Consider the following 22669-nt stretch of genomic DNA (forward strand, 5'->3'; position numbering starts at 1 on the left):
GTCGACCCGATTCTAGCGGAGACAGGCTCAGGCGGAAGCGTTGGCGGGGCGGAAACTGAAATAGTCGCGCAGCGAGCGGACGAATTCATCGTATTCGCGCGGCGCCTGCAGCAGCATGAAGCCGGAATCGTAGTGGCCCGGGGTCTGGTCTTCGCGGCACCACAGGCAACTGGCGGTCAGGTTGATGCACTGATACCCGCCCCCCGCCAGCGGCAGGCGCAATTGCAGCTCGAAGTCCGGGCCGACCAGCACAGGCAGCGAGCTGATCAGCATGATCCCGTCTTCGGAGGCATTGCCCAGCTGACCGATCGGCTGATCGGTGAAGCGGTTGTAGACCTTGAGTACACAAGGCAACTGATGACGTTCGATATGGCGCTGGATGAACATGATTGCGAGTGCAGTCCCGTACCTGATGCCAGGAATGCAAGGTACTGGCGGTTGTTGTAACAGCTGAGTTACAGATTAGCGCAGCGCGCCGGGCAAATCCCGTGAAATAAATCACACCTTGGCGTTAACGCCAAGTAGGGGTATTCACCGGGTTGGCCACTGCCGCCTCTGTACCACGGTAGTGCCCGAGCTTCTCCAGGGTCTGCAGGCGCGCCTTGGCCCGATAGGCGTATTCATTGCCCGGGTACTGCTGGATCAGGTACTCGTAGGTCTGTGCGGCATCCACATAAAGCATGTCACGCTCCAGGCACTGGCCACGCAGCAGTGACACTTCCGGGTGGATGAACGGCCGCGCACGGCTGGCGCGGTCGACCTGCGACAACTCCAGCATGACCTTCGAACAATCGCCACGGTCATAGGCGCGGTAGGCGTTGTTCAGGTGGTGGTCCATGGACCAGCGGGTGCAGCCGACGGTGCTGGCCGCCAGGGCGATGATGATCAGGGCGCGCATGGGGTATCTCCTTTGATGCCAGTATATCGGCCGTTGCCGGCAAATCTTCACAGCGTTTTGCAAGGATACTCCCGCCCGTTCAAATGCCACCCTGCATTGGTCGCAGGTAGTGCAACGGAACAATGACTACAGCGTAATTGAGGAGTAGCCTTTCGCTGCGCTTCACTATAGGAGTCTGTGCATGAGCATCCGCCGTACCAAAATCGTCGCCACCCTTGGCCCCGCCAGCAACTCGCCGGAAGTGATCGAACAGCTGATCCTTGCCGGCCTGGACGTGGCACGCCTGAACTTCTCCCACGGCACGCCGGACGAGCACAAGGCACGCGCCCGCCTGATCCGTGACATCGCCGCCAAGAACGGCCGCCATGTCGCACTGCTGGGCGACCTGCAGGGTCCGAAGATCCGCATCGCCAAGTTCGCCAACAAGCGCATCGAACTGAAGATCGGTGACAAGTTCACCTTCTCCACCGCCCACCCGCTGACCGAAGGCAACCAGGACATCGTCGGTATCGACTATCCCGACCTGGTCAAGGACTGCGGCGTCGGTGACGAACTGCTGCTCGACGACGGCCGTGTGGTCATGCGCGTCGAGACCGCCACCGCAGACGCCCTGCACTGCGTGGTGATCATCGGTGGCCCGCTGTCGGACCACAAAGGCATCAACCGCAAAGGTGGCGGCCTGACCGCCCCGGCCCTGACCGAAAAAGACAAGGCCGACATCAAGCTGGCCGCGGAAATGGACCTGGACTACCTGGCCGTCTCTTTCCCGCGTGACGCCAGCGACATGGAATACGCGCGCAAGCTGCGTGACGAATCCGGCGGCAGCGCCTGGCTGGTGGCCAAGATCGAACGCGCCGAAGCCGTAGCCGACGACGAGACCCTCGACAAACTGATCGCAGCCTCCGACGCGGTGATGGTTGCCCGTGGCGACCTGGGCGTGGAAATCGGCGACGCCGAGCTGATCGCCATCCAGAAGAAGATCATCCAGCACGCCCGCCGCAACAACAAGGCGGTGATCGTCGCGACCCAGATGATGGAGTCGATGATCCAGAACCCGATGCCGACTCGCGCCGAAGTGTCCGACGTGGCCAACGCCGTGCTGGACAACACCGATGCGGTGATGCTGTCGGCCGAAAGCGCCGCCGGTTCCTACCCGATCGAAGCCGTACAGGCCATGGCCCGTATCTGCTCCGGTGCCGAAAAGCACCCGACCAGCCAGAAGTCCAGCCACCGCCTGCACACCACCTTCGAGCGCTGCGACGAAAGCATCGCCCTGGCGGCCATGTACACCGCCAACCACTTCCCGGGCGTGAAGGCGATCATCGCCCTGACCGAAAGTGGCTATACCCCGCTGATCATGTCGCGCCTGCGTTCGCATGTGCCGATCTTCGCACTGTCGCCGCACCGCGCCACCCAGGCCCGCGCCAACATGTTCCGCGGCGTCTACCCGATCGCCTTCGACCCGGCTTCGCTGCCGGCCGACAAGGTCAGCCAGGCAGCCGTCGACGAGCTGCTCAAGCGCGGCCTGGTGGAGCAAGGTGACTGGGTAATCCTGACCAAGGGTGACAGCTACCACACCATCGGTGGTACCAACGGCATGAAGATCCTGCACGTCGGTGATCCGCTGGTCGGCTGATAGCCGTGGGGGCCGCTTTGCGGCCCCCATTCAATCAAGCATGTTCGACAAATACATCAGCAAACACCTGCCCCCGCGGCACCCCGGCAATGAACAGCCGCCGGGCAAACCGCTCGACACTCCCAGGCGACCCGCACACCAGCGCCACCGTCTGCCGCGATGACGGCCGCAACCCCGCCAACGCTTCCTCCACCTGTTCCGCCAGCACCCGCTCGACCTTCACACCCTGCAGTTGCCTCAGCGGCTCAGCCAGATAGTGACCAGCGCTGTCCCGCGCCACATGCACCACCCGAATCTCGCCTTGATGCCCCTGGCGCAATGCTTCGCGCAAGATGCCCCACAACGGCGCCAAGCCAGTGCCCGCTGCCAGCAACCAGAGCGGCCGCGCCTGCCAGTCCGGGTCGTAGTGCAGCGCCCCGCCCCTGAACTCACCGAGGCGCAACTCATCGCCCACCTTTAAGCCACGCCCCTTGTCGCAAAAGGCACCGGCTCGTTGGCAATCGATATGAAATTCGAGAAAATCATCCTCCCCCGGCAAGCTGGCAAGTGAGTAAGGCCTTGCAATAGCGCCGTTCCACAGCACCACATGCTGCCCAGCCTGATAACGTAACGCCCGCTCGGGACGCAGGCGCAAACGCAGCACGTCGCCAAACCAGTCCAGCGCGCTCACCCGGGCCGGCACGCCGTCCTGCTGCGGGTCGAACACCGCCACGCGCAGGTCGTCGATCACCCGGCACTGACAGGCCAGGCGCCAGCCCTGGGCGTGCTTGTCCAGCGCCAGGGCCTCGGGCAAGGCATCCGCCGGCTGCCCATCGAGGCAATGCACCAGGCAGGCGTGGCAACTGCCGGCACGGCAGCTGTAGGGCACATTCAGCCCGGCCTCGTTGAGGGCATCGAGCAGGTTGCTGCCGGTCGGCACCGTCCAGCGGCGCGCGCCCACGCAAAGTTCGGGCATGGTAAGTCTGTCTCCATCGATCACCGGGTCACTGTATGCCAAGCGCGCATCGGCAGCAAAAAGGATGCCTGCCACCTGCCGACCATGGTCCAGACCACGCGCAGGTGTTTCGCGCGGTGAGGCGCGCTATACTGCCGCGCCCTTTTGCGTCGGCCAGCCTGCCGGCGCGCCTTGCAAGGCGCTTCGACACGCTGGTCGGCACCGTCGAGCGTCTTTTTGAATGTTCCCGTCTTTAAGAGGAGCGCGCTGCATGACCGTGATCAAGCAAGACGACCTGATTCAGAGCGTCGCCGACGCCCTGCAATTCATCTCGTACTACCACCCCGTCGATTTCATCCAGGCGATGCACGAAGCCTACCTGCGTGAAGAGTCGCCCGCTGCACGCGATTCGATCGCCCAGATCCTGATCAACTCGCGCATGTGCGCCACCGGCCACCGCCCGATCTGCCAGGACACCGGTATCGTCACCGTGTTCATCCGCGTGGGCATGGACGTGCGCTGGGACGGCGCCACCATGAGCGTCGACGACATGATCAACGAAGGTGTGCGTCGCGCCTACAACCTGCCTGAAAACGTCCTGCGCGCCTCGATCCTGGCCGACCCGGCCGGTGCCCGCAAGAACACCAAGGACAACACCCCGGCCGTCATCCACTACTCCATCGTCCCTGGCGACAAGGTCGAAGTCGACGTTGCAGCCAAAGGCGGCGGCTCGGAGAACAAGTCGAAGATGGCCATGCTCAACCCGTCCGACTCGATCGTCGACTGGGTGCTGAAGACCGTCCCGACCATGGGCGCTGGCTGGTGCCCGCCTGGCATGCTCGGCATCGGCATCGGCGGTACCGCCGAGAAGGCCGCAGTCATGGCCAAGGAAGTGTTGATGGAATCCATCGACATCCACGAACTGAAAGCCCGTGGCCCGCAGAACCGCCTCGAAGAGATCCGCCTGGAGCTGTTCGACAAGGTCAACCAGCTGGGCATCGGCGCCCAGGGCCTTGGCGGCCTGACCACCGTGCTCGACGTCAAGATCATGGACTACCCGACTCACGCCGCCTCCTTGCCGGTGTGCATGATCCCGAACTGCGCCGCCACCCGTCACGCCCACTTCGTGCTCGACGGCAACGGCCCGGCCGAGCTGGAAGCGCCGTCGCTGGACGCCTACCCGGAAATCGTCTGGGAAGCCGGCCCGAGTGCCCGTCGCGTCAACCTCGACGACATCACCCCGGAAGAAGTTGCCAGCTGGAAGCCGGGCGAGACCATCCTGCTCAACGGCAAGATGCTCACCGGCCGTGACGCGGCGCACAAGCGCATGGTCGAGATGCTCAACCGCGGTGAAGAACTGCCGGTCGACCTCAAAGGCCGCTTCATCTACTACGTCGGCCCGGTCGACCCGGTCGGTGACGAAGTGGTAGGCCCAGCCGGCCCGACCACTGCCACCCGCATGGACAAATTCACCCGCCAGATCCTCGAACAGACCGGCCTGCTGGGCATGATCGGCAAGTCCGAGCGTGGCCCGACCGCGATCGAAGCGATCAAGGACAACAAGGCCGTGTACCTGATGGCCGTCGGTGGCGCTGCCTACCTGGTGGCCCAGGCCATCCGCAAGTCGAAGGTCCTGGCCTTCGCCGAGCTGGGCATGGAAGCGATCTACGAGTTCGAGGTCAAGGACATGCCGGTGACCGTCGCTGTCGACAGCAACGGTGAGTCGGTGCACATCACTGGCCCGGCCCTGTGGCAGAGCAAGATTGCCCAGAGCCTGGCAGTCGAAGTGAAGTAATCCCGATGTAACGGTGGCGGCTCCAACGTGGAGCCGTTGCTGTTCTCACAGGATTCTGTCGAACTGCTCCGGCCAGTCCCTGCGGGTAAACACCTGCCCTTCCCGCCTCACCCGCCGTACTTCCTCAAGATCCACCTCACACACCAGCCACTGGCTGCTCACCGGGCTCAACGCCTCACTCAGCGCCACCACCCCGTCCCCCGGCATGCCGTGATCCGGCGGAACAAACAGCCCAGCCCGGCCGATGTTCTCATCCAGTGCCGGCGACCAGGGCGCCACCCCCACCGTTGGGCTTTGCAACACGGCAATCTGGTTTTCCAGCGCCCGTGCCTGTGCGCCAATGCGCACCCGGTGGTAACCCGCTTCGGTGTCGGTACAGCTCGGCGCCAGGATCAGGTCGGCACCACCCTCGGCCAGGCGCCGCGCCAGCATCGGGAACTCATTGTCATAACAGATCAGGATGCCCAGGCGCCCAAGATCGGTGTCGAACACCTGCAGCCCATCACCCCCAGCAATGCCCCACTGCTCCCGCTCGAAGCGGGTCATCATCAGTTTGTCCTGGTAGCCGAGTGCGCCCTTGGGGCCGAACAGCCAGGCCCGATTACGGTACTGCCCATCAAGGTCGAGCACCGGCAGGCTGCCCGGTTGCAGGTAGATGCCCCAGCGCCGGGCAAGCCCTTCGCACAGCGCCACCCACGGCTCGATCAGCGGCTGGATGCCGGCAATCGAAGCCTTGAGGTCACCACGCTGCTCGGCCGGCAACTGGCCGCTAAGCACCAGCCCGGCGTATTCCGGCAGCAGCAGTAGCTGGGCGCCCACCTCTACTGCCTCGGCGCACAAGGCCTGCAGATGATCGGCATAGGCATCCCAGGTTTCATGCAGCTCGATGGCGTACTGGCAGGCCGCGAGGCGGATCAAATCGGCAGCTCCTTGGTCCAGAACGTCATGATCTTTTCCGAGCTTTCCTGCTCGTCCAGGTCACGCCAGGCGTAGCGGGTGCGCAGCGAGGGTTCATGCAGGAAGCCGCGATTGCGCCAGAATCCGTGCAACGGCTTGTAGTCCGCAGGCCGGCGCGGGTGCACACCCGGGCGCTCCACGGCACAGAACGCGCAATAGTCGAATTCGGCCAGTTTGTGGGCATAGGATTCGCGCTCGATGAAGAAGCGCACCCCCAGGCCCCGGCCACGGTACTCCGGCAGCACCAGCGATTCACCGAAGTAGTAGACGCTGGCCGGGTCGCGCCCCAGGGCCAGGAACGGCTGCTGGAACTCCGGGGCCACATCCACCAGCGGCAGGCCGGTCGAGGCACCCACCACCTGGCCGTCGTCCAGGGCCAGCACCACCAGGCTGCGCCCGGAACGGGCATAGCTGGCCAGGTAGTTGGCCTCGTACTCCGCAGTGCCGTCGTAGAGGTAGGGAAACTCGCGGAACACGGTCAGGCGCAGGCGAGCGAGGTCATCGATGTAAGGCGCGATAGCGGCGCCGTGCAACAGGCGTATTTCCATGCTTGGCGGTCGTTTTGTCGATGTGGATGACGCGCTCGGCTAAGCCGGGCTTGAGTGGAAACCCTATCATCCGAGCCAACGCACAGCCTTTTCCCTACACGACAGGTACTGTTCCATGACCGCTACCGAACTGGTAAATGCTTACTACGCCGCCTTCAATGCCGGCGACATGCCGGCCTTCCTGGCACTGCTCAGCGAAGACGTGATCCACGACATCAACCAGGGCGAACGGCAGATGGGCAAAGCCAGATTCGCCGCGTTCATGGACAAGATGAACCGCTGCTACCGCGAGCGCCTGGCCGACATCGTGGTGATGCAGAACGCCGACGGCAGCCGGGCCGCGGCAGAATTCACCGTGCATGGCGAATACCTGGCCGACGACGAAGGGCTTCCGGCAGCCAATGGCCAGACTTACGTGCTGCCGGCGGGGGCCTTCTTCTACATTCACTGCGGCAAGATTGCCCGGGTCACCAACTACTACAACCTCAATGACTGGGTTGAGCAGGTGGCGTGAACCTGTACCGGCCTCTTCGCGGGTAAACCCGCGAAGAGGCCGGGTCAGGCGATACGGGTGCCGAGCACCTTGAGGAAAGCTGCCAGCCAGGCCGGGTGCGCCGGCCAGGCGGGGGCGGTCACCAAGTTGCCATCGACATGCGCCTGATCCACCGCAATATCGATGAACGTGCCCCCGGCCAAGCGTACTTCCGGCGCACAGGCCGGATACGCACTGCACTCGCGCCCCTCCAGCACACCCGCTGCCGCCAGCAATTGCGCGCCATGGCACACCGCCGCAATCGGCTTGCCGGCCTGGTCGAACGCCCGTACCAGCTCCAGCACCTTCTCATCCAGGCGCAGGTACTCCGGCGCGCGGCCACCGGGAATCAGCAACGCGTCGTAACCCTCGGCCCGCACCCGCACGAAGTCGTAGTTCAGGGCAAAATTGTGGCCAGGCTTTTCGCTGTAGGTCTGCTCACCCTCGAAATCATGAATCGCCGTGCGCACGGTCTGCCCCGCAACCTTCTCCGGGCACACCGCATGCACCGTGTGGCCGACCATGCTCAGCGCCTGGAACGGCACCATGGCCTCGTAATCTTCGACATAGTCGCCAACCAGCATGAGAATCTTCTTCGCCGTCATCGCACCCACTCCTTCGATTGCCTAGAGACAGTCACTGCACGATAGCCGCTCTCAGTCGCGCCGGTCGAGCAAGTTGACCACCAGCCGGTCCAGCCAGCCCCAGATCCGCTGCTTCACCCGACGCCACAGCGGCCGGGCATGCCAGTGGTGAAGGTCAACCACCTCGCTCAAGGCAAAGTCACGCTCGAAGCTGGCCTGCACGGCAGCTGTCAACGGCGGGTCGAGCGCCTCGATGTTGGCTTCCAGGTTGAAGCGCAGGTTCCAGTGATCGAAGTTGCACGAACCGATACTGACCCAGTCGTCGATCAGCACCATCTTCAGGTGCAGGAAGCACGGCTGGTACTCGTAGATGCGCACCCCGGCACGCAGCAACCGGGGGTAATAGCGGTGCCCGGCATAACGCACCGATGGGTGGTCGGTGCGTGGCCCGGTCAACAGCAACCGCACGTCGAGGCCTTTGCTGGCGGCGCGGCGCAACGACCGGCGCACGCTCCAGGTTGGCAGGAAGTAAGGCGTGGCCAGCCACACCCGCTGTTTGCCACTGTTGATTGCCCGTACCAGCGAATGCAGGATGTCCTGGTGCTGACGGGCGTCGGCATAGGCCACCCGGGCCATGCCCTGGCCTTGCGCCGGCACCTTGGGCAAGCGCGGCAGGCCAAAGCCTTCGGCCGGGCGCCAGGCGGTGCGGCGGTTGTTGGCTTGCCACTGGCGGTCGAACAGCAACTGCCAGTCGTTCACCACTGGCCCTTGCACCTGCACCATCACTTCGTGCCAGGCGCTGGTCGCCTCGCCTGGCGTCCAGAACTCGTCGGTGACGCCGGTGCCGCCCACCACTGCCCAGCGCTCATCCACCAGCAACAGCTTGCGATGGTCGCGGTACAGGTTGCGAAAACCACGCTTCCAGCGCAGGCGGTTGTACCAGCGCAAGTACACCCCGGCCTCCAGCAGGCGCTGGCGCAACGCTGCGGTAAAGGCCAGCGAACCATAGTCATCGAACAGGCAACGCACCCGCACGCCACGCCGTGCCACCTGCTCCAGCGCCTCCACCACCGCCTCGGCACAAGCGCCGGCCTCGACCAGGTACAGCTCAAGGTCAACCTGGAACTCGGCGCGCAGGATCGCCTGGAGCATGCGCGGAAAGAACTCGGGGCCGTCGATCAACAGTTCGAATTCATTGCCACCCCGCCAGGGGAAGACCGGCCCCGGCATGTCAGCGAGCGTTGAAGATCAGTACCGCATTGACCGGTACCGACGGGTTGATGGATTTCAGTTTGGCGAACTTGCGCAGGCCTTCCAGCCCTGGCAGCAGGCCGAAGTCCGAAGCCCGCAACACCAATGGTTCAAGGGTCACCACCTGAAAGCGCCGCTCATCCAGGCGCGTGGCCAGCAGTAGCGCGTTGTAACTGTGCGACTGGCCATGCAGGGTGACGGTCAGCGGCAGGCGCAGTTCGATCTGCGCGCCATCGGCCAGGTCGTTGATCGGCCGCAGGTCGATTTGCGCCTTTACGCTCGCCTCGGCGAAGCGCTCCACCTCGAACAGGTTGTCGCGCATCTGCTCGTCACGCAGCGGGATGCCGCTGCTCACCGAGTCCATCTCGATGCTCAGCGCGGCCGAGCCCTTGCGGTTGACGCTGCCATGCAACACCAGAAAGCGATGCACCTCGGCAGTATCGCCGTTCTTGCCGGTGACGAATGACAGGCGTGAAGACTCGCCATCGAGGTGCCAGTTGGCGTGGGCGGGCAGGCACAAAGCCAGCAGCAGGGCAGGCAGGAAACGGGGCAGCTTGAACATGGCAGGTCTCGTGAAACTTGACCGCCAACCTTACCCGCCCGCCCTCATGGCAGCAAGCGGCAGCCTGCCTGTGCGCCGTGCCAGGCTGCCTGGTTGCGCTGGCCAAGGCCCTCAGCGGTAACCCGCCGTTGTGGGCCGTCTTCCTCCAGCCGGCTGAGGGGCAGCCATTGCTTCACATAGCCCCGGCAATAGGCCTCGTCGAAGCCCATGACGAAGCGGCACGAGCAGTACTCCTTGGCCGAATAGGCCGAAAGGATGCCCGGGAAGTCGGCCAGCGCCTGGCGCTCCAGCCAGGCCCAGCCGAGCAAGGCAACGATCACCAGCAACAGCACGCGCTTCATGCGCCCTCCTTGGCCAGCGCCGCCAGCACCCGCTTGAGCAGTTCGTTGTGGCGGTAGCTGCCGTCGCGGTCATCGGCATAGCGCACGATCAGCAGTTTCTGCGACGGCAGGATGTACAGCGCCTGCCCCCAGTGGCCGAGCGCGGCATAGGTATCAGCAGGGGCGTCGGGCCACGGTGCCGGGCTTCCCGGCAATGGCAGGTTGAGCCACCAGTGGCCGCCAGGGTTGGCTTCACCGGGTATGGCGGCGGCCGGGGTGAACAGCGCGCGGTTGAAGGCAACCCAGCTTGCGGGCAACAACTGGCGCCCTTGCCAGCGGCCATCGCGCTGCATCAACAAACCGATGCGTGCCAGGTCGCGGGCACTGAGGTAGAGGTAGGACGAGCCGACGAAGGTGCCCGCGCCGTCACGCTCCCAGACTGCGCTGTCGATGCCCAGCGGGGTGAACAGCGCCTGCCAGGGGTAGTCGGGATAAGTGCCAGCGTCGAGCATGCCGCGCAATGCGCCAGCCAGCACGTTGCTGTCGCCGCTGGAATAGAGAAAGCGCCGGCCAGGCTTTTCGGCGCTGGCGCGGGCTGCGGTATAGGCTGCCATGTCGCTGCGCCCGCGGGTATAGAGCATGGCCACCACCGAAGACTTCAGCGGTGCGTACTCGTAGTCCTCCTGCCAGTCCAGGCCACTGGCCCAGTGCAGCAGGTCGGCCAGGTGCACATCAGGGTGGGCCTGCATCGGCGGGTAGAAGCGTGCGGCCGGGTCCTGCAGCTGAAAACGGCCCTCACCCTGGGCCACACCGAGCACGGTGGCCAGCACGCTCTTGCTGACCGACCAGGTCAGGTGGGCGGTGTTGGCGGTGGTGGGGGCGCTGTAACGTTCGTGGAGGATGCGACCGTCACGGATGATCAACAAGGCGTCGGTGCGGATGCCGCTGCGCTCGCTGGCGTTGCGCTCCGGGAAGGCGTAGGCGTCGACGGCCTGCCAGTCGAGGGCAGCACTGTCGATTGGCCAGTCTGGTTCGGGCCAGACTTCGGCCCAGGCGGGCATGATGGTCAGGCCAAGGATTGCCAACAGGGTCTTGATCATGGGGCGTGCCGGCGATGGGGCGCATAGCAGCCCCAGGATCTGAAAGATCCCACAGTTTCTCAGGCTTTCATGACAACCCTGCTGCCAACCAGGCCTTGGCCAGGCGCTTTTCCCGCGCTGCAGTGGCCAATGCCAGCACCCCCTGATCCCGCTGCCACAGCTGCGCCCACTGCTCCGGCCCGGCCAGCAGCGCCTTGTCGATCGCCCCGCGCAGCTCCTGAAACTGCGAAAACAATCCACCCAGCAACAGATGGCAGCCAACGCTGTCGGCGCACTGCCGGCTACCCTCGGCGCATCCCGCCAGCAATCCCAGCAAGCGCAGGCGCAGTTCCTGCGGCCAGTCGCACTCCTGCCCTACCCCATAAAGCCAGGCCGTCAACGCCGCGAGCACGTACAAGTCCTCCAGCGAGCGGAACGGTTTGACATAGGCGTCCCAGCCATCGCCCGCCAGCAGCTCACAGGCCGCGTCTTGCAAGTGCAAACGGCCATGCCCGACCTCGGGCATCAGCGGCAGGGTCGGCAATGCTTCCAGCGTGACCCCAGCCTCCCCCGGGTAAACCACCGCCAGGCTCAGCCGTGGCGCTTCACCCAGCGCTTCGCTGCGTGCGGCCACCAACAGCCACTCGGCATCCAGGCCGGCGGTAACGAAATCCTTGTTGCCGTTCAGGCGCAAACCGACCAGCCGGGTACGCATGTCCGCCGGGCGCACGCTGCGCCGCTCGGTGGCGCACAGCGCACCAAGGCTGGCCGGTGCACTGGGCCAGAGCACGCGCAGGGCGGCCTGGTAACCGATGAGGAACGCCAGGCCCGGCGTGGCCATGGCGCGCCCGCCCAGCACCGCCAGTTCGAATGGGGCAACCGCGCCAAGGCGCTCGAACTGCGCGGCATAGGTCTCGCCCAAAGTGCCGGCCAGGGGCTGGCGGAGGGGGTCGTTGAGTCGTTGCAACCAGGCCATCGGACGCTCCTTCAAGGGGGCTGTTTGGGGGTGTCATGCAAGCATCACCAAAGATTCACAGGGGTGACACCGCGTCTACCTAGGCTGACTTTGCACAACAAAGCCGACCGGCCGCAACCCTTCATGGCTGGCTTAGGGAGACTCGTAATGACTCGGATCGCTCACTCTGGCGACAACAGCACTGAACGCCGTCTGCAAGCCGAACGCCTGGTCGGCGCCACGGCCCTGCAGGAAGCCCAGGCCCTGCGCTACAAGGTGTTCAGCGCGGAGTTCAAGGCCAAGCTCAAAGGCGCCGAACTGGGCCTGGACATGGATGACTACGACGTACATTGCCGCCACATCGGCGTGCGCGACCTGAGCACCGGCGAGCTGGTGGCCACCACCCGCCTGCTCGACCACCAGGCTGCCAGCAGCCTGGGGCGCTTCTACAGCGAAGAGGAATTCAGCCTGCACGGCCTGCTGCAACTGCAGGGCCCGATCCTCGAACTGGGCCGCACCTGCGTCGCCACCGACTACCGCAACGGCGGCACCATCGCCGTGCTTTGGGGCGAACTGGCGGAAGTGCTCAACGAGGGCCGCTACAGCTACCTGATGGGCTGTGCCAGCATCCCCATGCAGGACGGCGGCGTGCAGGCCCACGCGGTCATGCAGCGCCTGCGCGAGCGCTACCTGTGCACCGAGCACCTGCGTGCCGAGCCGAAGAACCCGCTGCCCAGCCTGGCACTGCCGAACAACGTCATCGCCGAAATGCCGCCGCTACTCAAGGCCTACATGCGCCTGGGGGCGAAGATCTGCGGCGAGCCGTGCTGGGACGAGGATTTCCAGGTAGCCGACGTGTTCATCCTGCTCAAGCGTGACGACCTCTGCCCGCGCTACGCTCGCCACTTCAAGGCAGCAGTCTGATGCCTGGCATGCGGGTATTTGCCCGCCTTTCGCGGCTGTTGCTGGTGCTGGCGCTCGGCATGCTCATGGCCGGCGTCGTCACCGTGGGCGAACGCCTGGGGATCAAGGCGTCCATCGAACTTCGCCAGCGCTGGTCCTGCTGGTTCATGAAACGCCTGGTCGCCGCACTGCCCTTCGAGGTGCAGGTAATCGGCGAGCTGCCACAACGGCCGATGTTGTGGGTCAGCAATCACGTTTCCTGGACCGACATTCCCCTGCTCGGCATGCTGCTGCCGCTGTCGTTCCTGTCCAAGGCCGAAGTGCGTCACTGGCCGGTGGCCGGCTGGCTGGCGGAAAAGGCCGGCACGCTGTTCATTCGCCGCGGTGGTGGGGACGGCCAGCGCCTGCGCGAGCAGATCAGCGACCAGCTGGGCCAGGCGCGGCCGCTGCTGATCTTCCCCGAAGGCACCACCACCGACGGGCGCCAGCTGCGTACCTTCCACGGCCGCCTGCTGGCCGGTGCCATCGACCAAGGTGTGGCCGTGCAGCCCGTGGCCATTCAGTACCGGCGTAACGGCGAGGCGGACCCCATTGCGCCATTCATTGGCGATGATGATCTGGTTTCGCACTTGATGCGCTTGTTTGCCGAGCCTCGGGGTGAGGTGTGCATTCACCTGTTGCAGCCGCTCAGCAGTACCGGGCAGGAACGGGCGGCGCTGGCGTTTCAGGCACAGCAGGCGATTCACATGGCGTTGTTCGGGGTTGAGGACGTGGCGGTGGTTCCACGGCGTCAAGCGCGTGCTGCTTGATTCATGCATTACCTGAACCGGCCTCTTCGCGGGTAAACCCGCGAAGAGGCCGGTGAAGGCAATAAGAGATTCAGCTGTCAGCTAGCCTTCCTGCCGCCGCAAACGCCTGCAACTGTGGATAAAACTCACGAAAATCCGCAAGCAACGGCTCATACAACCGCTCCAGCTCATCCATCACCCCAGCCATCCCTTCCGGCCGCGACAAACGCCGGGCAATCCCGCCGAAGACCTGCTCCAGCGTGGCAAAATCGCCATACGCCCCCAGCCAGTCGTCCGCCGCCATGAACGGCGCAATCCGCGCCAGCCGCCCCGGCAGCTCGGGCTCGGCCAGCAGTACCTGGTAAAAGTCCGTGGTGAACTGCCCCAGTGGCTGCTCGGCGTAATCCCCCCAGTGCCGCGCCAGGCAATGGTCGAAAAACACATCCAGGACAATCCCGGCAAAGCGCCGCCGCTCCCGCGGGAAACGTGCCAGGGCAGCCAGCACCAACGGGTGCTGGTCGGTGTAGCTGTCGATATGCCGATGCAGCCGGATCGCCGCCTCCAACGCAGGCGCAAAGCGCCCCTCCAGCGAGCCTTTGACGAAGTCGCCATACAGGCTGCCGAGCAGTTGTTGCGGCGCCGGGCCGCCCAGGTGCAGGTGTGCGAGGTAGTTCATGGACGCAGTCTAGCACCCCCATCGCCCATATCGTTATAACGCGATATAGCGATTCGTGCTCACCTCAGAACTTCTTCATATTTGTATATCGACAAATACCGATGTACGTTTCGTTCTATCGCGATATACCGCTACAGCACGAGCCTCAACCCATGCCACTCGATCTCGACGAAATCATAAAAGCGCTGGCCCACCCGGTCAGGCGAGAAATCCTCAGCTGGCTGAAAGACCCGGCAACGCAGTTCCCAGACCAGTACCACAGCACCGAGAACGGTGTCTGTGCCGGGCAGATCGACCAGCGCTGCGGGCTGTCGCAATCGACCGTCTCTGCCCACCTGGCCACCTTGCAGCGGGCCGGTCTCATCAGCAGCCAGAAGGTCGGCCAGTGGCACTTCTTCAAACGCAACGAAGCCACCATCGAGGCGTTCCTCGAACAACTGCGCCAAGCACTTTGACAAGGCAGGTAACCCCTATGACCACGCTTTTCGATCCGATCCAACTGGGCGACGTGCAACTGCCCAACCGCATCATCATGGCCCCGCTGACCCGCTGCCGCGCCGATGAAGGCCGCGTGCCCAATGCGCTGATGGCCGAATACTACGTGCAGCGCGCCAGTGCCGGCCTGATTCTCAGCGAAGCGACATCGGTCAGCGCGATGGGCGTCGGCTACCCCGACACCCCCGGCATCTGGAACGACCAACAGGTGCGTGGCTGGCACAACGTCACCCAGGCCGTGCACGGCGCTGGCGGGCGCATCTTCCTGCAGCTGTGGCACGTTGGCCGTATCTCTCACCCCAGCTACCTCGATGGCGAACTGCCGGTGGCGCCCAGCGCGATCCAGGCCAAAGGCCACGTCAGCCTGGTGCGGCCGCTGAGCGACTACCCGACCCCGCGCGCCCTGGAAACCGAAGAGATTGCCGACATCGTCGAGGCCTACCGCAGCGGTGCCGAAAACGCCAAGGCCGCCGGCTTCGACGGCGTGGAGATCCACGGCGCCAACGGCTACCTGCTCGACCAGTTCCTGCAGAGCAGCACCAACCAGCGCACCGATCGCTACGGCGGCTCGCTGGAAAACCGCGCAAGGCTGCTGCTGGAAGTGACCGATGCGGCCATCGATGTGTGGGGGGCAGGCCGCGTCGGCGTGCACCTGGCACCCCGTGCCGATGCCCACGACATGGGCGATGCCGACCGCGCCGAGACCTTCACCTACGTGGCGCGTGAGCTGGGTAAACGCGGCATTGCCTTTATCTGCTCGCGGGAGAAGGAAGCCGACGACAGCATCGGCCCGCTGATCAAGGCGGCATTCGGTGGCCCGTATATCGTCAACGAACGCTTCGACAAGGCCAGCGCCAATGCTGCACTGGCAGCGGGCAAGGCCGATGCGGTGGCGTTTGGTGTGCCGTTCATCGCCAACCCGGACCTGCCGGCGCGGCTGGCGGCGGATGCACCGCTGAACGAGGCGCATCCGGAAACCTTTTACGGCAAAGGGCCGGTGGGCTACATCGACTATCCGCGCCTGTAATTGAGATCGCCGGGGCCGCTTTGCTGCCCCGGCCTTTTCAAGGCCGGGAATTGATCTGCTGCTGCAGGTTCTGAATCTGGCTCTGCAGGGTATTGAGGTTGCGCGTGGTCTGCCCACGGAACGCATCGAACTCCTGCACCGTCGCCCCGCTCGACGACGCCGTGCGGTTTTCCATCTGGGTCTTGAGCACCAGCACATCCTGCTCCAGGCCTTCCACCGCAGCCTTCTGGTTGCCCTGCTTCTTCAATGCGGCCACTTCATCGTTCAGGTTCTTCAGCTGGCCATCGAGCTTGCCACCATCCACCTGTCCCGACTTGAGCGCCGCCAGCTCAGCATTCACAGCCTTCAACTGGGCCTGCAGCTGGGTCTGCAACTCGGTCACCGCCTTCTGCTGCTCACGGGTATCAGCCAGCACCTGCTCCAGGCGCTTGCCCAGGTCACCCGCCTGCCCTGCCACCCCTTGCTGCTGCTTGCCCTGCTCGGCCAGGCTGGCCTGCAACTGACGGATCTGCAGCTTCAGTGCTTCACTGCCGGTGGTACTCGTGGTCTCGCTGGCCTCGACCTTGCCGCTGATTGCCTGCAAACGCCCGGCGGCTTCTTCGCTGATCCGCGCAAAGCTTTCCTGGGTGGCCACCAGTTGCTGCTCCATCAGCGAGATCTGCTGGAAGCTCCACCAGCCCAGGCCTGCCAAGGCGATGAACGATGCCCCCAGCAATGCCCACAGCGGCCCGTTGCTGGCCGGTTTGGCGGCCTTCTGGCGGCTGCGCGAGACGTGCGCGGGGAGCAACTCGTCGTCATCGGGGGTACCCGCACGCAAGGTGGGCACATCATTGAAATCGTCGTTGGCATCGTTACGCATAGGTGGCTTCAACCGCGGTGGTAGCAAAGAGACATGAGTATAAACCGCTCGTGCGGCGCACTGATGACCATCATCTGCGCACCGGGTTCACTGCCCCAGCGGTTGATGCTTCCACCAGGCACAGAATTCATCCAGCGCGGTCCACAGGCTGACCTTGGGCTGGTAATCCAGGTATTGGCGGGCACGGCTGATGTCCAGGGTGAAATCACGGCTCATGACCTGCATGCCCAAACGCGACAAGGTCGGCTGCGGGCGCCCGGGCCAGAGCATGCAGGCTGCTTCGTTCAGGGCTGCGAGGCTGTAGGCCAGGCCGTAAGAGCGGTAGCGGGTAACCTGCGGCAGCTGCATCTGGCGCATCACGTAGTTGACCACGTCCCACAGCGGCAGCGGCTGGCCGTTGCTGATGTTGTAGGCCTGGCCCAGGGCACGGTCTTCGGCGAACAGCGCGCTGAGCAGTGCCTCGTTGAGGTTGTGCACGCTGGTGAAGTCGACCTTGTTCAGGCCGTTGCCGATGATCGCCACACGGCCTTTGCGCTGCATCTGCATCAAGCGCGGGAAGATGCTCGCATCACCGGCCCCGGTGACGAAGCGTGGGCGCAGCGCCAGCACTTCCAGGCCGAACTCCTGGGCACCGAAGACTTTCTGCTCGGCAATGTGCTTGGTGTGCCCATAGTGGTCGTGAAAACGGCGCGGCACCTGGTCTTCACGGATACCCAGGCGCGAACGCCCGTTGAAATAGATCGACGGCGACGACAGGTGTACCAGGCGCCGTACATGCTCTTTGAGGCAGCCCTCGACGACGTTTTCCGTGACCACCACGTTGCCTTGGTAGAAGTCCTGGTAGCGCCCCCAGGTGCCCACCGCGCCCGCGCAATGCACCACGGCCTCGACCCCCTGGCAAAGGCGACGGGCCAGCTCAGGGTCACCCAGGTCGCCGGGGATGAACTGTGCGCCACGTTTGACCAGGTGCTCCACGCCTTCGGCACGCCGGCCGCTGACCCGCACAGCCAGGCCTTGCTCCAGGGCAAAGCGCGCAAAGCGCCCGCCAATGAAGCCGCTCGCGCCGGTGACCAGAATTTGCATGTATGACTCCGCCTTGATTTCAGATGCAACAGACGCCAGCCGCCGCTACAAGGGCACCAGCCAATGCTGTGCCGTGTGCCGCAGGTGTTCGGTCAGTTGCGCGAGCAGGTGCCCGCCGTTGCGCCAATGATGCCAGTACAAAGGCACATCGATGGGGGTATCGCTGCAGATTTCCACCAACTGGCCATTGGCCAACTGCTCACGGGCCTGCAACTCGGGCACCAGGCCCCAGCCCAGGCCAGCCTCGGTCATGCGCAGGAAGCCTTCGGACGATGGGCACAAGTGGTGCAGGAAGCCATCTTGAATCCCCAGCGAGGCCAGGTAACGGTGCTGCAGGAAATCGTCCGGCCCATAGACGATGGCCGGCGTGCGGGCCAGCCGCTGCGCCGCGAAACCCTGCGGGAAATACCGCGCCATGAAGCCTGGGCTGGCCAGCGCCCGATAGCGCATGGCCCCCAGCGGCAGGCTTCGTGCGCCAGCCACTGGCCGCTCGCTGCCACACAGGCAGGCCGCCACTTCACCGGCACGCATGCGCTTGAGGCCGACCTCCTGGTCTTCCACCACCAGGTCGGTGAGCAACTGATGCTCGGCGCAGAATGCCCCCACCGCACCGGCCCACCAGGTCGCCAGGCTGTCGGCGTTGAGGGCGATGCGCAGACGCTCGGGCATACCCTCCTCGTCCAGCGCCGGCACCTGGCGTTGCAAGTCGCGCTCAAGCAGCCGTACCTGCTGCACATGGTTGAGCAATTGCCGGCCGACTTCGGTCGGGCTCGGCGGTGCGGCACGCACCAGCACCGGCTGGCCGACCCGCGCTTCGAGCAGCTTGATGCGCTGCGAAATGGCCGACTGTGACAGCCCAAGCACCTGCGCGGCACGTTCGAAACCGCCTTGCTCGATCACTGCCGCGAGGGCAGCCAGCAGCTTGTAGTCGAACATCAATTTTCCTAATGACGGATCAGCGTTATTTGTTTTTCTTATACAGCGTCACTCGCCACACTATCCAGCATCTTCTTTGGAGTAACTGCCATGTGGCAAAGCTATCTCAACGGCATGCTGGTGGCCTTCGGCCTGATCATGGCCATCGGTGCACAAAACGCCTTCGTCCTCGCCCAGAGCCTGCGCCGCGAGCACCATTTGCCGGTGGCTGCGCTGTGCATCGTCTGTGATGCGATCCTGGTGGCAGCCGGGGTGTTCGGCCTGGCCACGGTGCTGGCGCATAACCCGACGTTGCTGGCGATCGCCCGCTGGGGCGGTGCGGTGTTTCTCATCTGGTACGGCGCCAAGGCATTGCGCAGCGCCTGTTCCAAGCAGAGCCTGCAACACCAGGAAGGCCAGGGCATGCGCTCGCGCCGGGCGGTACTGCTGAGTGCATTGGCGGTCACCCTGCTCAACCCCCACGTGTACCTCGACACCGTGCTGTTGATCGGTTCGCTCGGTGCCCAGCAGACCGTGCCTGGCGCTTATGTGGCGGGCGCCGCCAGCGCCTCGCTGGTGTGGTTCTCGACCCTGGCGATCGGCGCCGCCTGGCTCGCGCCATGGCTGGCGCGCCCAGCCACCTGGCGGATGCTCGACCTGATGGTGGCGGTGATGATGTTCGCCGTGGCCGCGCAGCTGATCTTCAACTGAGGGCCGCCGGTCGGCAGCCACCAACCGCTCTGGAACCTCTATTCCCTATCTTTGTTGCGTGGTTATGCGCCGGGCCCGGTGCTATGATCCAGCCCTTGCGTCGCAAAGAGTACAAACTCGCCGACGTACATCGGGCCGCCCGTGATCGGCCTTGCGCAAACCGCACACAGACCTGAATCAGGAGATCCACCATGGCTTTTGAATTGCCGCCGCTGCCATACGCCCACGATGCCCTGCAGCCGCACATCTCCAAGGAAACCCTGGAGTATCACCACGACAAGCACCACAACACCTATGTCGTGAACCTGAACAACCTGGTCCCAGGCACCGAATTCGAAGGCAAGACCCTGGAAGAGATCGTCAAGACCTCTTCGGGCGGTATCTTCAACAACGCCGCTCAAGTCTGGAACCACACCTTCTACTGGAACTGCCTGGCACCTAACGCCGGTGGCCAGCCGACTGGCGCCCTGGCTGACGCCATCAACGCCGCTTTCGGTTCCTTCGACAAGTTCAAGGAAGAGTTCTCCAAGACTTCGATCGGCACCTTCGGTTCCGGCTGGGGCTGGCTGGTGAAGAAAGCTGACGGTTCCCTGGCCCTGGCCAGCACCATCGGCGCCGGCTGCCCGCTGACCAGCGGCGACACCCCGCTGCTGACCTGCGACGTCTGGGAACACGCCTACTACATCGACTACCGCAACCTGCGTCCGAAGTACGTCGAGGCGTTCTGGAACCTGGTCAACTGGAAATTCGTTGCCGAGCAGTTCGAAGGCAAAACCTTCAAGGCCTGATTCATTCAGCCCTGAACGAAAAGCCCGGCCCAGTGCCGGGCTTTTTCATGCCTGACAGTTTTCCCGCAGGGTCTTGCTCAGCGCGTATAGCACGCTAACATCAACCGTCTGGAAGTTTGATACCACGCACTCAAGTTGCAGGGTCGGGCAACCGATACACTACCCAAGGTCGGCCGATAGTGTATTGCCAACGTTAATGGCAAAATGATGTCATGCGCATGGATTAAGGAAACCCCATTGAAGCTGGAATTGCGGAACAGCTTATCGGTCAAGTTGCTCAGGGTCGTGCTCCTTTCGGCGCTGGCGGTCGGCGTCGTCCTCAGTTGCGCGCAGATCGTCTACGACACCTACAAGACCCGCCAGGCCGTCAACAACGACGCCCAACGCATTCTCGACATGTTCCGCGACCCTTCCACCCAGGCGGTGTACAGCCTCGACCGGGAAATGGGCATGCAGGTGATGGAAGGCCTGTTCCAGGATGAGTCAGTGCGCATGGCCTCGATCGGCCACCCCAACGAAACCATGCTCGCGGAAAAGTCCCGCCCGCTGCAGGACATGTCGATGCGCTGGCTGACCGACCTGATCCTCGGCCAGGAGCGCACCTACACCACCCAACTGGTCGGCCGTGGCCCATACAGCGAATACTACGGCGACCTGAGCATCACCCTCGATACGTCGTCCTACGGCGAAGATTTCCTGATCAATGCAGTGATCATCTTCATATCCGGCGTGCTGCGCGCCCTGGCCATGGGCCTGGTGCTCTATCTGGTGTACCACTGGCTGTTGACCAAGCCGCTGTCGAAGATCATCGAGCACCTGACCCAGATCAACCCTGACCGCCCCAGCCAGCACCAGATCCCGCTGCTCAAGGGCCACGAGAAGAACGAGCTGGGCCTCTGGGTCAACACCGCCAACCAGCTGCTGGCCTCGATCGAGCGCAACACCCACCTGCGCCACGAAGCCGAGAACAGTTTGCAGCGCATGGCCCAGTACGATTTCCTCACCGGCCTGCCCAACCGCCAGCAACTGCAGGCGCAGCTCGACAAGATTCTCGCCGACGCCGGCCGCCTGCAACATCGCGTGGCCGTACTGTGCGTAGGCCTGGACGACTTCAAGGGCATCAACGAACAGTTCAGTTACCAGACCGGCGACCAGCTGCTGCTGGCCCTGGCCGATCGCCTGCGCGCGCACAGTGGCCGCCTGGGTGCCCTGGCGCGGCTGGGTGGCGACCAGTTCGCCCTGGTCCAGGCCAATATCGAGCAGCCTTACGAAGCGGCAGAGCTGGCCCAGAGCATCCTCGACGACCTGGAACTGCCATTCGGCCTCGACCACCAGCAGATCCGCCTGCGCGCCACCATCGGCATCACCCTGTTCCCCGAGGACGGTGACAGCACCGAGAAGCTGCTGCAGAAGGCCGAACAGACCATGACCCTGGCCAAGGCCCGCTCGCGCAACCGCTACCAGTTCTACATCGCCAGCGTCGACAGCGAGATGCGCCGCCGCCGCGAGCTGGAAAAGGACCTGCGCGAAGCCCTGCCGCGCAACCAGCTGTACCTGGTCTATCAACCGCAGATCAGCTACCGCGACCACCGCGTGGTCGGCGTCGAGGCCTTGCTGCGCTGGCAGCACCCGGAACTGGGCATGGTCCCGCCCGACCAGTTCATCCCGCTGGCCGAACAGAACGGCAGCATCATCAGCATCGGCGAGTGGGTACTCGACCAGGCCTGCCGGCAATTGCGCGAATGGCATGACCTGGGCTTCAGCGAACTGCGCATGGCGGTCAACCTGTCTACCGTGCAGCTGCACCACAGCGAGCTGCCGCGGGTGGTCAACAACCTGCTGCAGGCCTACCGCCTGCCTCCGCGCAGCCTGGAACTGGAGGTGACCGAAACCGGCCTGATGGAAGACATCAGCACCGCCGCCCAGCACCTGCTGAGCCTGCGCCGCTCCGGGGCGATGATCGCCATCGACGACTTCGGCACCGGTTACTCGTCGCTCAGCTACCTGAAGTCGCTGCCGCTGGACAAGATCAAGATCGACAAGAGCTTCGTTCAGGACCTGCTCGACGACGATGACGACGCCACCATCGTTCGCGCCATCATCCAGCTGGGCAAGAGCCTGGGTATGCAGGTGATCGCCGAAGGCGTGGAAACCGCCGAGCAGGAAACCTACATCATCGCCCAGGGTTGCCACGAGGGTCAGGGCTACCACTACAGCAAGCCGTTGTCGGCCCGCGAACTGACCAACTTCCTCAAACAAGCCCAGCGCAATCAGGTCTCCGCGCTGTAACGCTTGCCCCCCGATTACCGGCCGTGACGCGCATTTACATGAATTGCGCGCCACCCCCTTTACAGCAAATGCAAATCTTTCGCA

25 protein-coding genes are annotated in these 22669 nt (G+C 64.2%); 10 read left to right on the top strand and 15 right to left on the bottom strand.

Annotated features, from left to right (window positions below; genetic code table 11):
- Positions 1–27 precede the first annotated feature (27 nt).
- Together F6X59_RS03840 and F6X59_RS03845 are read right to left on the bottom strand one after the other, a co-directional pair.
- Complete coding sequence (locus F6X59_RS03840; protein WP_152954682.1) at positions 28–387, bottom strand: PilZ domain-containing protein; 360 nt, start codon at positions 385–387, stop codon at positions 28–30.
- Positions 388–511: 124 nt separating this feature from the next.
- Complete coding sequence (locus F6X59_RS03845; protein WP_152954683.1) at positions 512–898, bottom strand: tol-pal system YbgF family protein; 387 nt, start codon at positions 896–898, stop codon at positions 512–514.
- Positions 899–1079: 181 nt separating this feature from the next.
- Here F6X59_RS03845 and pyk point away from each other — a divergent pair, with 181 nt between their 5' ends.
- Positions 1080–2534: a pyruvate kinase gene (gene pyk, locus F6X59_RS03850; protein ID WP_152954684.1), complete on the top strand. Its 1455-nt coding sequence runs from the start codon at positions 1080–1082 to the stop codon at positions 2532–2534.
- A gap of 34 nt (positions 2535–2568) precedes the next feature.
- On the opposite strand, the gene F6X59_RS03855 is transcribed toward pyk, so the two are convergent.
- Entirely contained in the window at positions 2569–3489 is a 921-nt protein-coding gene (locus tag F6X59_RS03855) for an iron-sulfur-binding ferredoxin reductase (RefSeq protein ID WP_152954686.1), read from the bottom strand.
- A 250-nt stretch (positions 3490–3739) separates the two neighbouring features.
- Between F6X59_RS03855 and F6X59_RS03860 the strand changes: the two genes are divergently transcribed.
- On the top strand, positions 3740–5263 hold the full coding sequence (locus F6X59_RS03860) for a fumarate hydratase (protein WP_060508498.1): 1524 nt from the start codon (positions 3740–3742) through the stop codon (positions 5261–5263).
- Positions 5264–5308: 45 nt separating this feature from the next.
- Here F6X59_RS03860 and F6X59_RS03865 read toward each other — a convergent pair whose 3' ends face one another.
- Together F6X59_RS03865 and F6X59_RS03870 are read right to left on the bottom strand one after the other, a co-directional pair.
- Entirely contained in the window at positions 5309–6181 is an 873-nt protein-coding gene (locus tag F6X59_RS03865; protein WP_152954687.1) for a carbon-nitrogen hydrolase family protein, read from the bottom strand.
- Entirely contained in the window at positions 6178–6768 is a 591-nt protein-coding gene (locus F6X59_RS03870; protein ID WP_152954689.1) for a GNAT family N-acetyltransferase, read from the bottom strand. The genes F6X59_RS03865 and F6X59_RS03870 overlap by 4 nt, the downstream gene beginning before the upstream one ends.
- Positions 6769–6883: 115 nt before the next feature.
- On the opposite strand from F6X59_RS03870, the gene F6X59_RS03875 reads away from it, so the two are divergent.
- The gene (locus tag F6X59_RS03875) at positions 6884–7282 is read left to right on the top strand and encodes a nuclear transport factor 2 family protein (protein ID WP_025340507.1); all 399 of its coding nucleotides are present in this window, start codon (positions 6884–6886) and stop codon (positions 7280–7282) included.
- Between the two features lie 44 nt (positions 7283–7326).
- On the opposite strand, the gene F6X59_RS03880 is transcribed toward F6X59_RS03875, so the two are convergent.
- From F6X59_RS03880 to F6X59_RS03905, 6 genes are all read right to left on the bottom strand, one after another.
- Complete coding sequence (locus F6X59_RS03880; RefSeq protein WP_054885073.1) at positions 7327–7905, bottom strand: DJ-1/PfpI family protein; 579 nt, start codon at positions 7903–7905, stop codon at positions 7327–7329.
- Positions 7906–7956: 51 nt separating this feature from the next.
- On the bottom strand, positions 7957–9114 hold the full coding sequence (locus tag F6X59_RS03885) for a phosphatidylserine/phosphatidylglycerophosphate/cardiolipin synthase family protein (RefSeq protein WP_152954691.1): 1158 nt from the start codon (positions 9112–9114) through the stop codon (positions 7957–7959).
- Position 9115: 1 nt separating this feature from the next.
- On the bottom strand, positions 9116–9697 hold the full coding sequence (locus tag F6X59_RS03890; protein WP_152954693.1) for a YceI family protein: 582 nt from the start codon (positions 9695–9697) through the stop codon (positions 9116–9118).
- A gap of 44 nt (positions 9698–9741) precedes the next feature.
- A complete protein-coding gene (locus tag F6X59_RS03895) occupies positions 9742–10038 on the bottom strand; it encodes an amidase (protein WP_152954695.1) in 297 nt (98 codons plus the stop codon).
- Positions 10035–11117 carry a serine hydrolase gene (locus F6X59_RS03900; RefSeq protein ID WP_152954697.1) on the bottom strand — a complete coding sequence of 361 codons (1083 nt, stop codon included), beginning with the start codon at positions 11115–11117 and terminating at the stop codon, positions 10035–10037. Before F6X59_RS03900 ends, F6X59_RS03895 begins: the two co-directional genes overlap by 4 nt.
- Before the next feature lie 67 nt (positions 11118–11184).
- The gene (locus F6X59_RS03905; RefSeq protein ID WP_152954699.1) at positions 11185–12072 is read right to left on the bottom strand and encodes an acyl-CoA dehydrogenase; all 888 of its coding nucleotides are present in this window, start codon (positions 12070–12072) and stop codon (positions 11185–11187) included.
- 147 nt (positions 12073–12219) lie between these two features.
- Between F6X59_RS03905 and olsB the strand changes: the two genes are divergently transcribed.
- Both olsB and F6X59_RS03915 read left to right on the top strand, forming a co-directional pair.
- Positions 12220–12975 carry an L-ornithine N(alpha)-acyltransferase gene (gene olsB, locus F6X59_RS03910; RefSeq protein ID WP_152954700.1) on the top strand — a complete coding sequence of 252 codons (756 nt, stop codon included), beginning with the start codon at positions 12220–12222 and terminating at the stop codon, positions 12973–12975.
- Positions 12975–13763 (top strand): lysophospholipid acyltransferase family protein, encoded by a 789-nt coding sequence (locus F6X59_RS03915; protein ID WP_152954702.1) that lies wholly within the window; start codon positions 12975–12977, stop codon positions 13761–13763. The genes olsB and F6X59_RS03915 overlap by 1 nt, the downstream gene beginning before the upstream one ends.
- Positions 13764–13833: 70 nt before the next feature.
- Here the strand turns inward: F6X59_RS03915 and F6X59_RS03920 are convergent, their stop codons facing one another.
- A complete protein-coding gene (locus tag F6X59_RS03920; RefSeq protein ID WP_152954704.1) occupies positions 13834–14418 on the bottom strand; it encodes an ACP phosphodiesterase in 585 nt (194 codons plus the stop codon).
- 152 nt (positions 14419–14570) lie between these two features.
- Here F6X59_RS03920 and F6X59_RS03925 point away from each other — a divergent pair, with 152 nt between their 5' ends.
- Together F6X59_RS03925 and F6X59_RS03930 are read left to right on the top strand one after the other, a co-directional pair.
- Complete coding sequence (locus F6X59_RS03925) at positions 14571–14873, top strand: helix-turn-helix transcriptional regulator (protein WP_054885082.1); 303 nt, start codon at positions 14571–14573, stop codon at positions 14871–14873.
- Between the two features lie 17 nt (positions 14874–14890).
- Entirely contained in the window at positions 14891–15940 is a 1050-nt protein-coding gene (locus tag F6X59_RS03930; protein ID WP_152954706.1) for an alkene reductase, read from the top strand.
- Between the two features lie 37 nt (positions 15941–15977).
- On the opposite strand, the gene F6X59_RS03935 is transcribed toward F6X59_RS03930, so the two are convergent.
- The 3 genes from F6X59_RS03935 to F6X59_RS03945 form a co-directional block, all read right to left on the bottom strand.
- Positions 15978–16799, bottom strand: a complete 822-nt coding sequence (locus F6X59_RS03935; RefSeq protein ID WP_152954708.1) for an ATPase — start codon at positions 16797–16799, stop codon at positions 15978–15980.
- A gap of 87 nt (positions 16800–16886) precedes the next feature.
- Positions 16887–17882 carry an NAD(P)-dependent oxidoreductase gene (locus F6X59_RS03940; protein ID WP_152954710.1) on the bottom strand — a complete coding sequence of 332 codons (996 nt, stop codon included), beginning with the start codon at positions 17880–17882 and terminating at the stop codon, positions 16887–16889.
- Positions 17883–17927: 45 nt separating this feature from the next.
- Positions 17928–18818 carry a LysR family transcriptional regulator ArgP gene (locus F6X59_RS03945; protein WP_152954712.1) on the bottom strand — a complete coding sequence of 297 codons (891 nt, stop codon included), beginning with the start codon at positions 18816–18818 and terminating at the stop codon, positions 17928–17930.
- Between the two features lie 90 nt (positions 18819–18908).
- On the opposite strand from F6X59_RS03945, the gene F6X59_RS03950 reads away from it, so the two are divergent.
- From F6X59_RS03950 to F6X59_RS03960, 3 genes are all read left to right on the top strand, one after another.
- The gene (locus tag F6X59_RS03950) at positions 18909–19508 is read left to right on the top strand and encodes a LysE/ArgO family amino acid transporter (RefSeq protein WP_152954715.1); all 600 of its coding nucleotides are present in this window, start codon (positions 18909–18911) and stop codon (positions 19506–19508) included.
- A 191-nt stretch (positions 19509–19699) separates the two neighbouring features.
- A complete protein-coding gene (locus F6X59_RS03955) occupies positions 19700–20296 on the top strand; it encodes a superoxide dismutase (protein WP_152954717.1) in 597 nt (198 codons plus the stop codon).
- Between the two features lie 237 nt (positions 20297–20533).
- The gene (locus F6X59_RS03960) at positions 20534–22585 is read left to right on the top strand and encodes a bifunctional diguanylate cyclase/phosphodiesterase (RefSeq protein ID WP_152954718.1); all 2052 of its coding nucleotides are present in this window, start codon (positions 20534–20536) and stop codon (positions 22583–22585) included.
- Positions 22586–22669: the final 84 nt, after the last annotated feature.

The organism is Pseudomonas sp. MN1F (assembly GCF_009391885.1).
Taxonomy (GTDB): Bacteria; Pseudomonadota; Gammaproteobacteria; order Pseudomonadales; family Pseudomonadaceae; genus Aquipseudomonas.

Coding starts and splice junctions, on each gene's coding strand:
- F6X59_RS03840 (WP_152954682.1), bottom strand. CDS start 387: ATGTTCATCCAGCGCCATATCGAACGTCATCAGTTGCCTTGTGTACTC.
- F6X59_RS03845 (WP_152954683.1), bottom strand. CDS start 898: ATGCGCGCCCTGATCATCATCGCCCTGGCGGCCAGCACCGTCGGCTGC.
- pyk (WP_152954684.1), top strand. CDS start 1,080: ATGAGCATCCGCCGTACCAAAATCGTCGCCACCCTTGGCCCCGCCAGC.
- F6X59_RS03855 (WP_152954686.1), bottom strand. CDS start 3,489: ATGCCCGAACTTTGCGTGGGCGCGCGCCGCTGGACGGTGCCGACCGGC.
- F6X59_RS03860 (WP_060508498.1), top strand. CDS start 3,740: ATGACCGTGATCAAGCAAGACGACCTGATTCAGAGCGTCGCCGACGCC.
- F6X59_RS03870 (WP_152954689.1), bottom strand. CDS start 6,768: ATGGAAATACGCCTGTTGCACGGCGCCGCTATCGCGCCTTACATCGAT.
- F6X59_RS03875 (WP_025340507.1), top strand. CDS start 6,884: ATGACCGCTACCGAACTGGTAAATGCTTACTACGCCGCCTTCAATGCC.
- F6X59_RS03880 (WP_054885073.1), bottom strand. CDS start 7,905: ATGACGGCGAAGAAGATTCTCATGCTGGTTGGCGACTATGTCGAAGAT.
- F6X59_RS03885 (WP_152954691.1), bottom strand. CDS start 9,114: ATGCCGGGGCCGGTCTTCCCCTGGCGGGGTGGCAATGAATTCGAACTG.
- F6X59_RS03890 (WP_152954693.1), bottom strand. CDS start 9,697: ATGTTCAAGCTGCCCCGTTTCCTGCCTGCCCTGCTGCTGGCTTTGTGC.
- F6X59_RS03895 (WP_152954695.1), bottom strand. CDS start 10,038: ATGAAGCGCGTGCTGTTGCTGGTGATCGTTGCCTTGCTCGGCTGGGCC.
- F6X59_RS03900 (WP_152954697.1), bottom strand. CDS start 11,117: ATGATCAAGACCCTGTTGGCAATCCTTGGCCTGACCATCATGCCCGCC.
- F6X59_RS03905 (WP_152954699.1), bottom strand. CDS start 12,072: ATGGCCTGGTTGCAACGACTCAACGACCCCCTCCGCCAGCCCCTGGCC.
- olsB (WP_152954700.1), top strand. CDS start 12,220: ATGACTCGGATCGCTCACTCTGGCGACAACAGCACTGAACGCCGTCTG.
- F6X59_RS03915 (WP_152954702.1), top strand. CDS start 12,975: ATGCCTGGCATGCGGGTATTTGCCCGCCTTTCGCGGCTGTTGCTGGTG.
- F6X59_RS03920 (WP_152954704.1), bottom strand. CDS start 14,418: ATGAACTACCTCGCACACCTGCACCTGGGCGGCCCGGCGCCGCAACAA.
- F6X59_RS03925 (WP_054885082.1), top strand. CDS start 14,571: ATGCCACTCGATCTCGACGAAATCATAAAAGCGCTGGCCCACCCGGTC.
- F6X59_RS03930 (WP_152954706.1), top strand. CDS start 14,891: ATGACCACGCTTTTCGATCCGATCCAACTGGGCGACGTGCAACTGCCC.
- F6X59_RS03935 (WP_152954708.1), bottom strand. CDS start 16,799: ATGCGTAACGATGCCAACGACGATTTCAATGATGTGCCCACCTTGCGT.
- F6X59_RS03940 (WP_152954710.1), bottom strand. CDS start 17,882: ATGCAAATTCTGGTCACCGGCGCGAGCGGCTTCATTGGCGGGCGCTTT.
- F6X59_RS03945 (WP_152954712.1), bottom strand. CDS start 18,818: ATGTTCGACTACAAGCTGCTGGCTGCCCTCGCGGCAGTGATCGAGCAA.
- F6X59_RS03950 (WP_152954715.1), top strand. CDS start 18,909: ATGTGGCAAAGCTATCTCAACGGCATGCTGGTGGCCTTCGGCCTGATC.
- F6X59_RS03955 (WP_152954717.1), top strand. CDS start 19,700: ATGGCTTTTGAATTGCCGCCGCTGCCATACGCCCACGATGCCCTGCAG.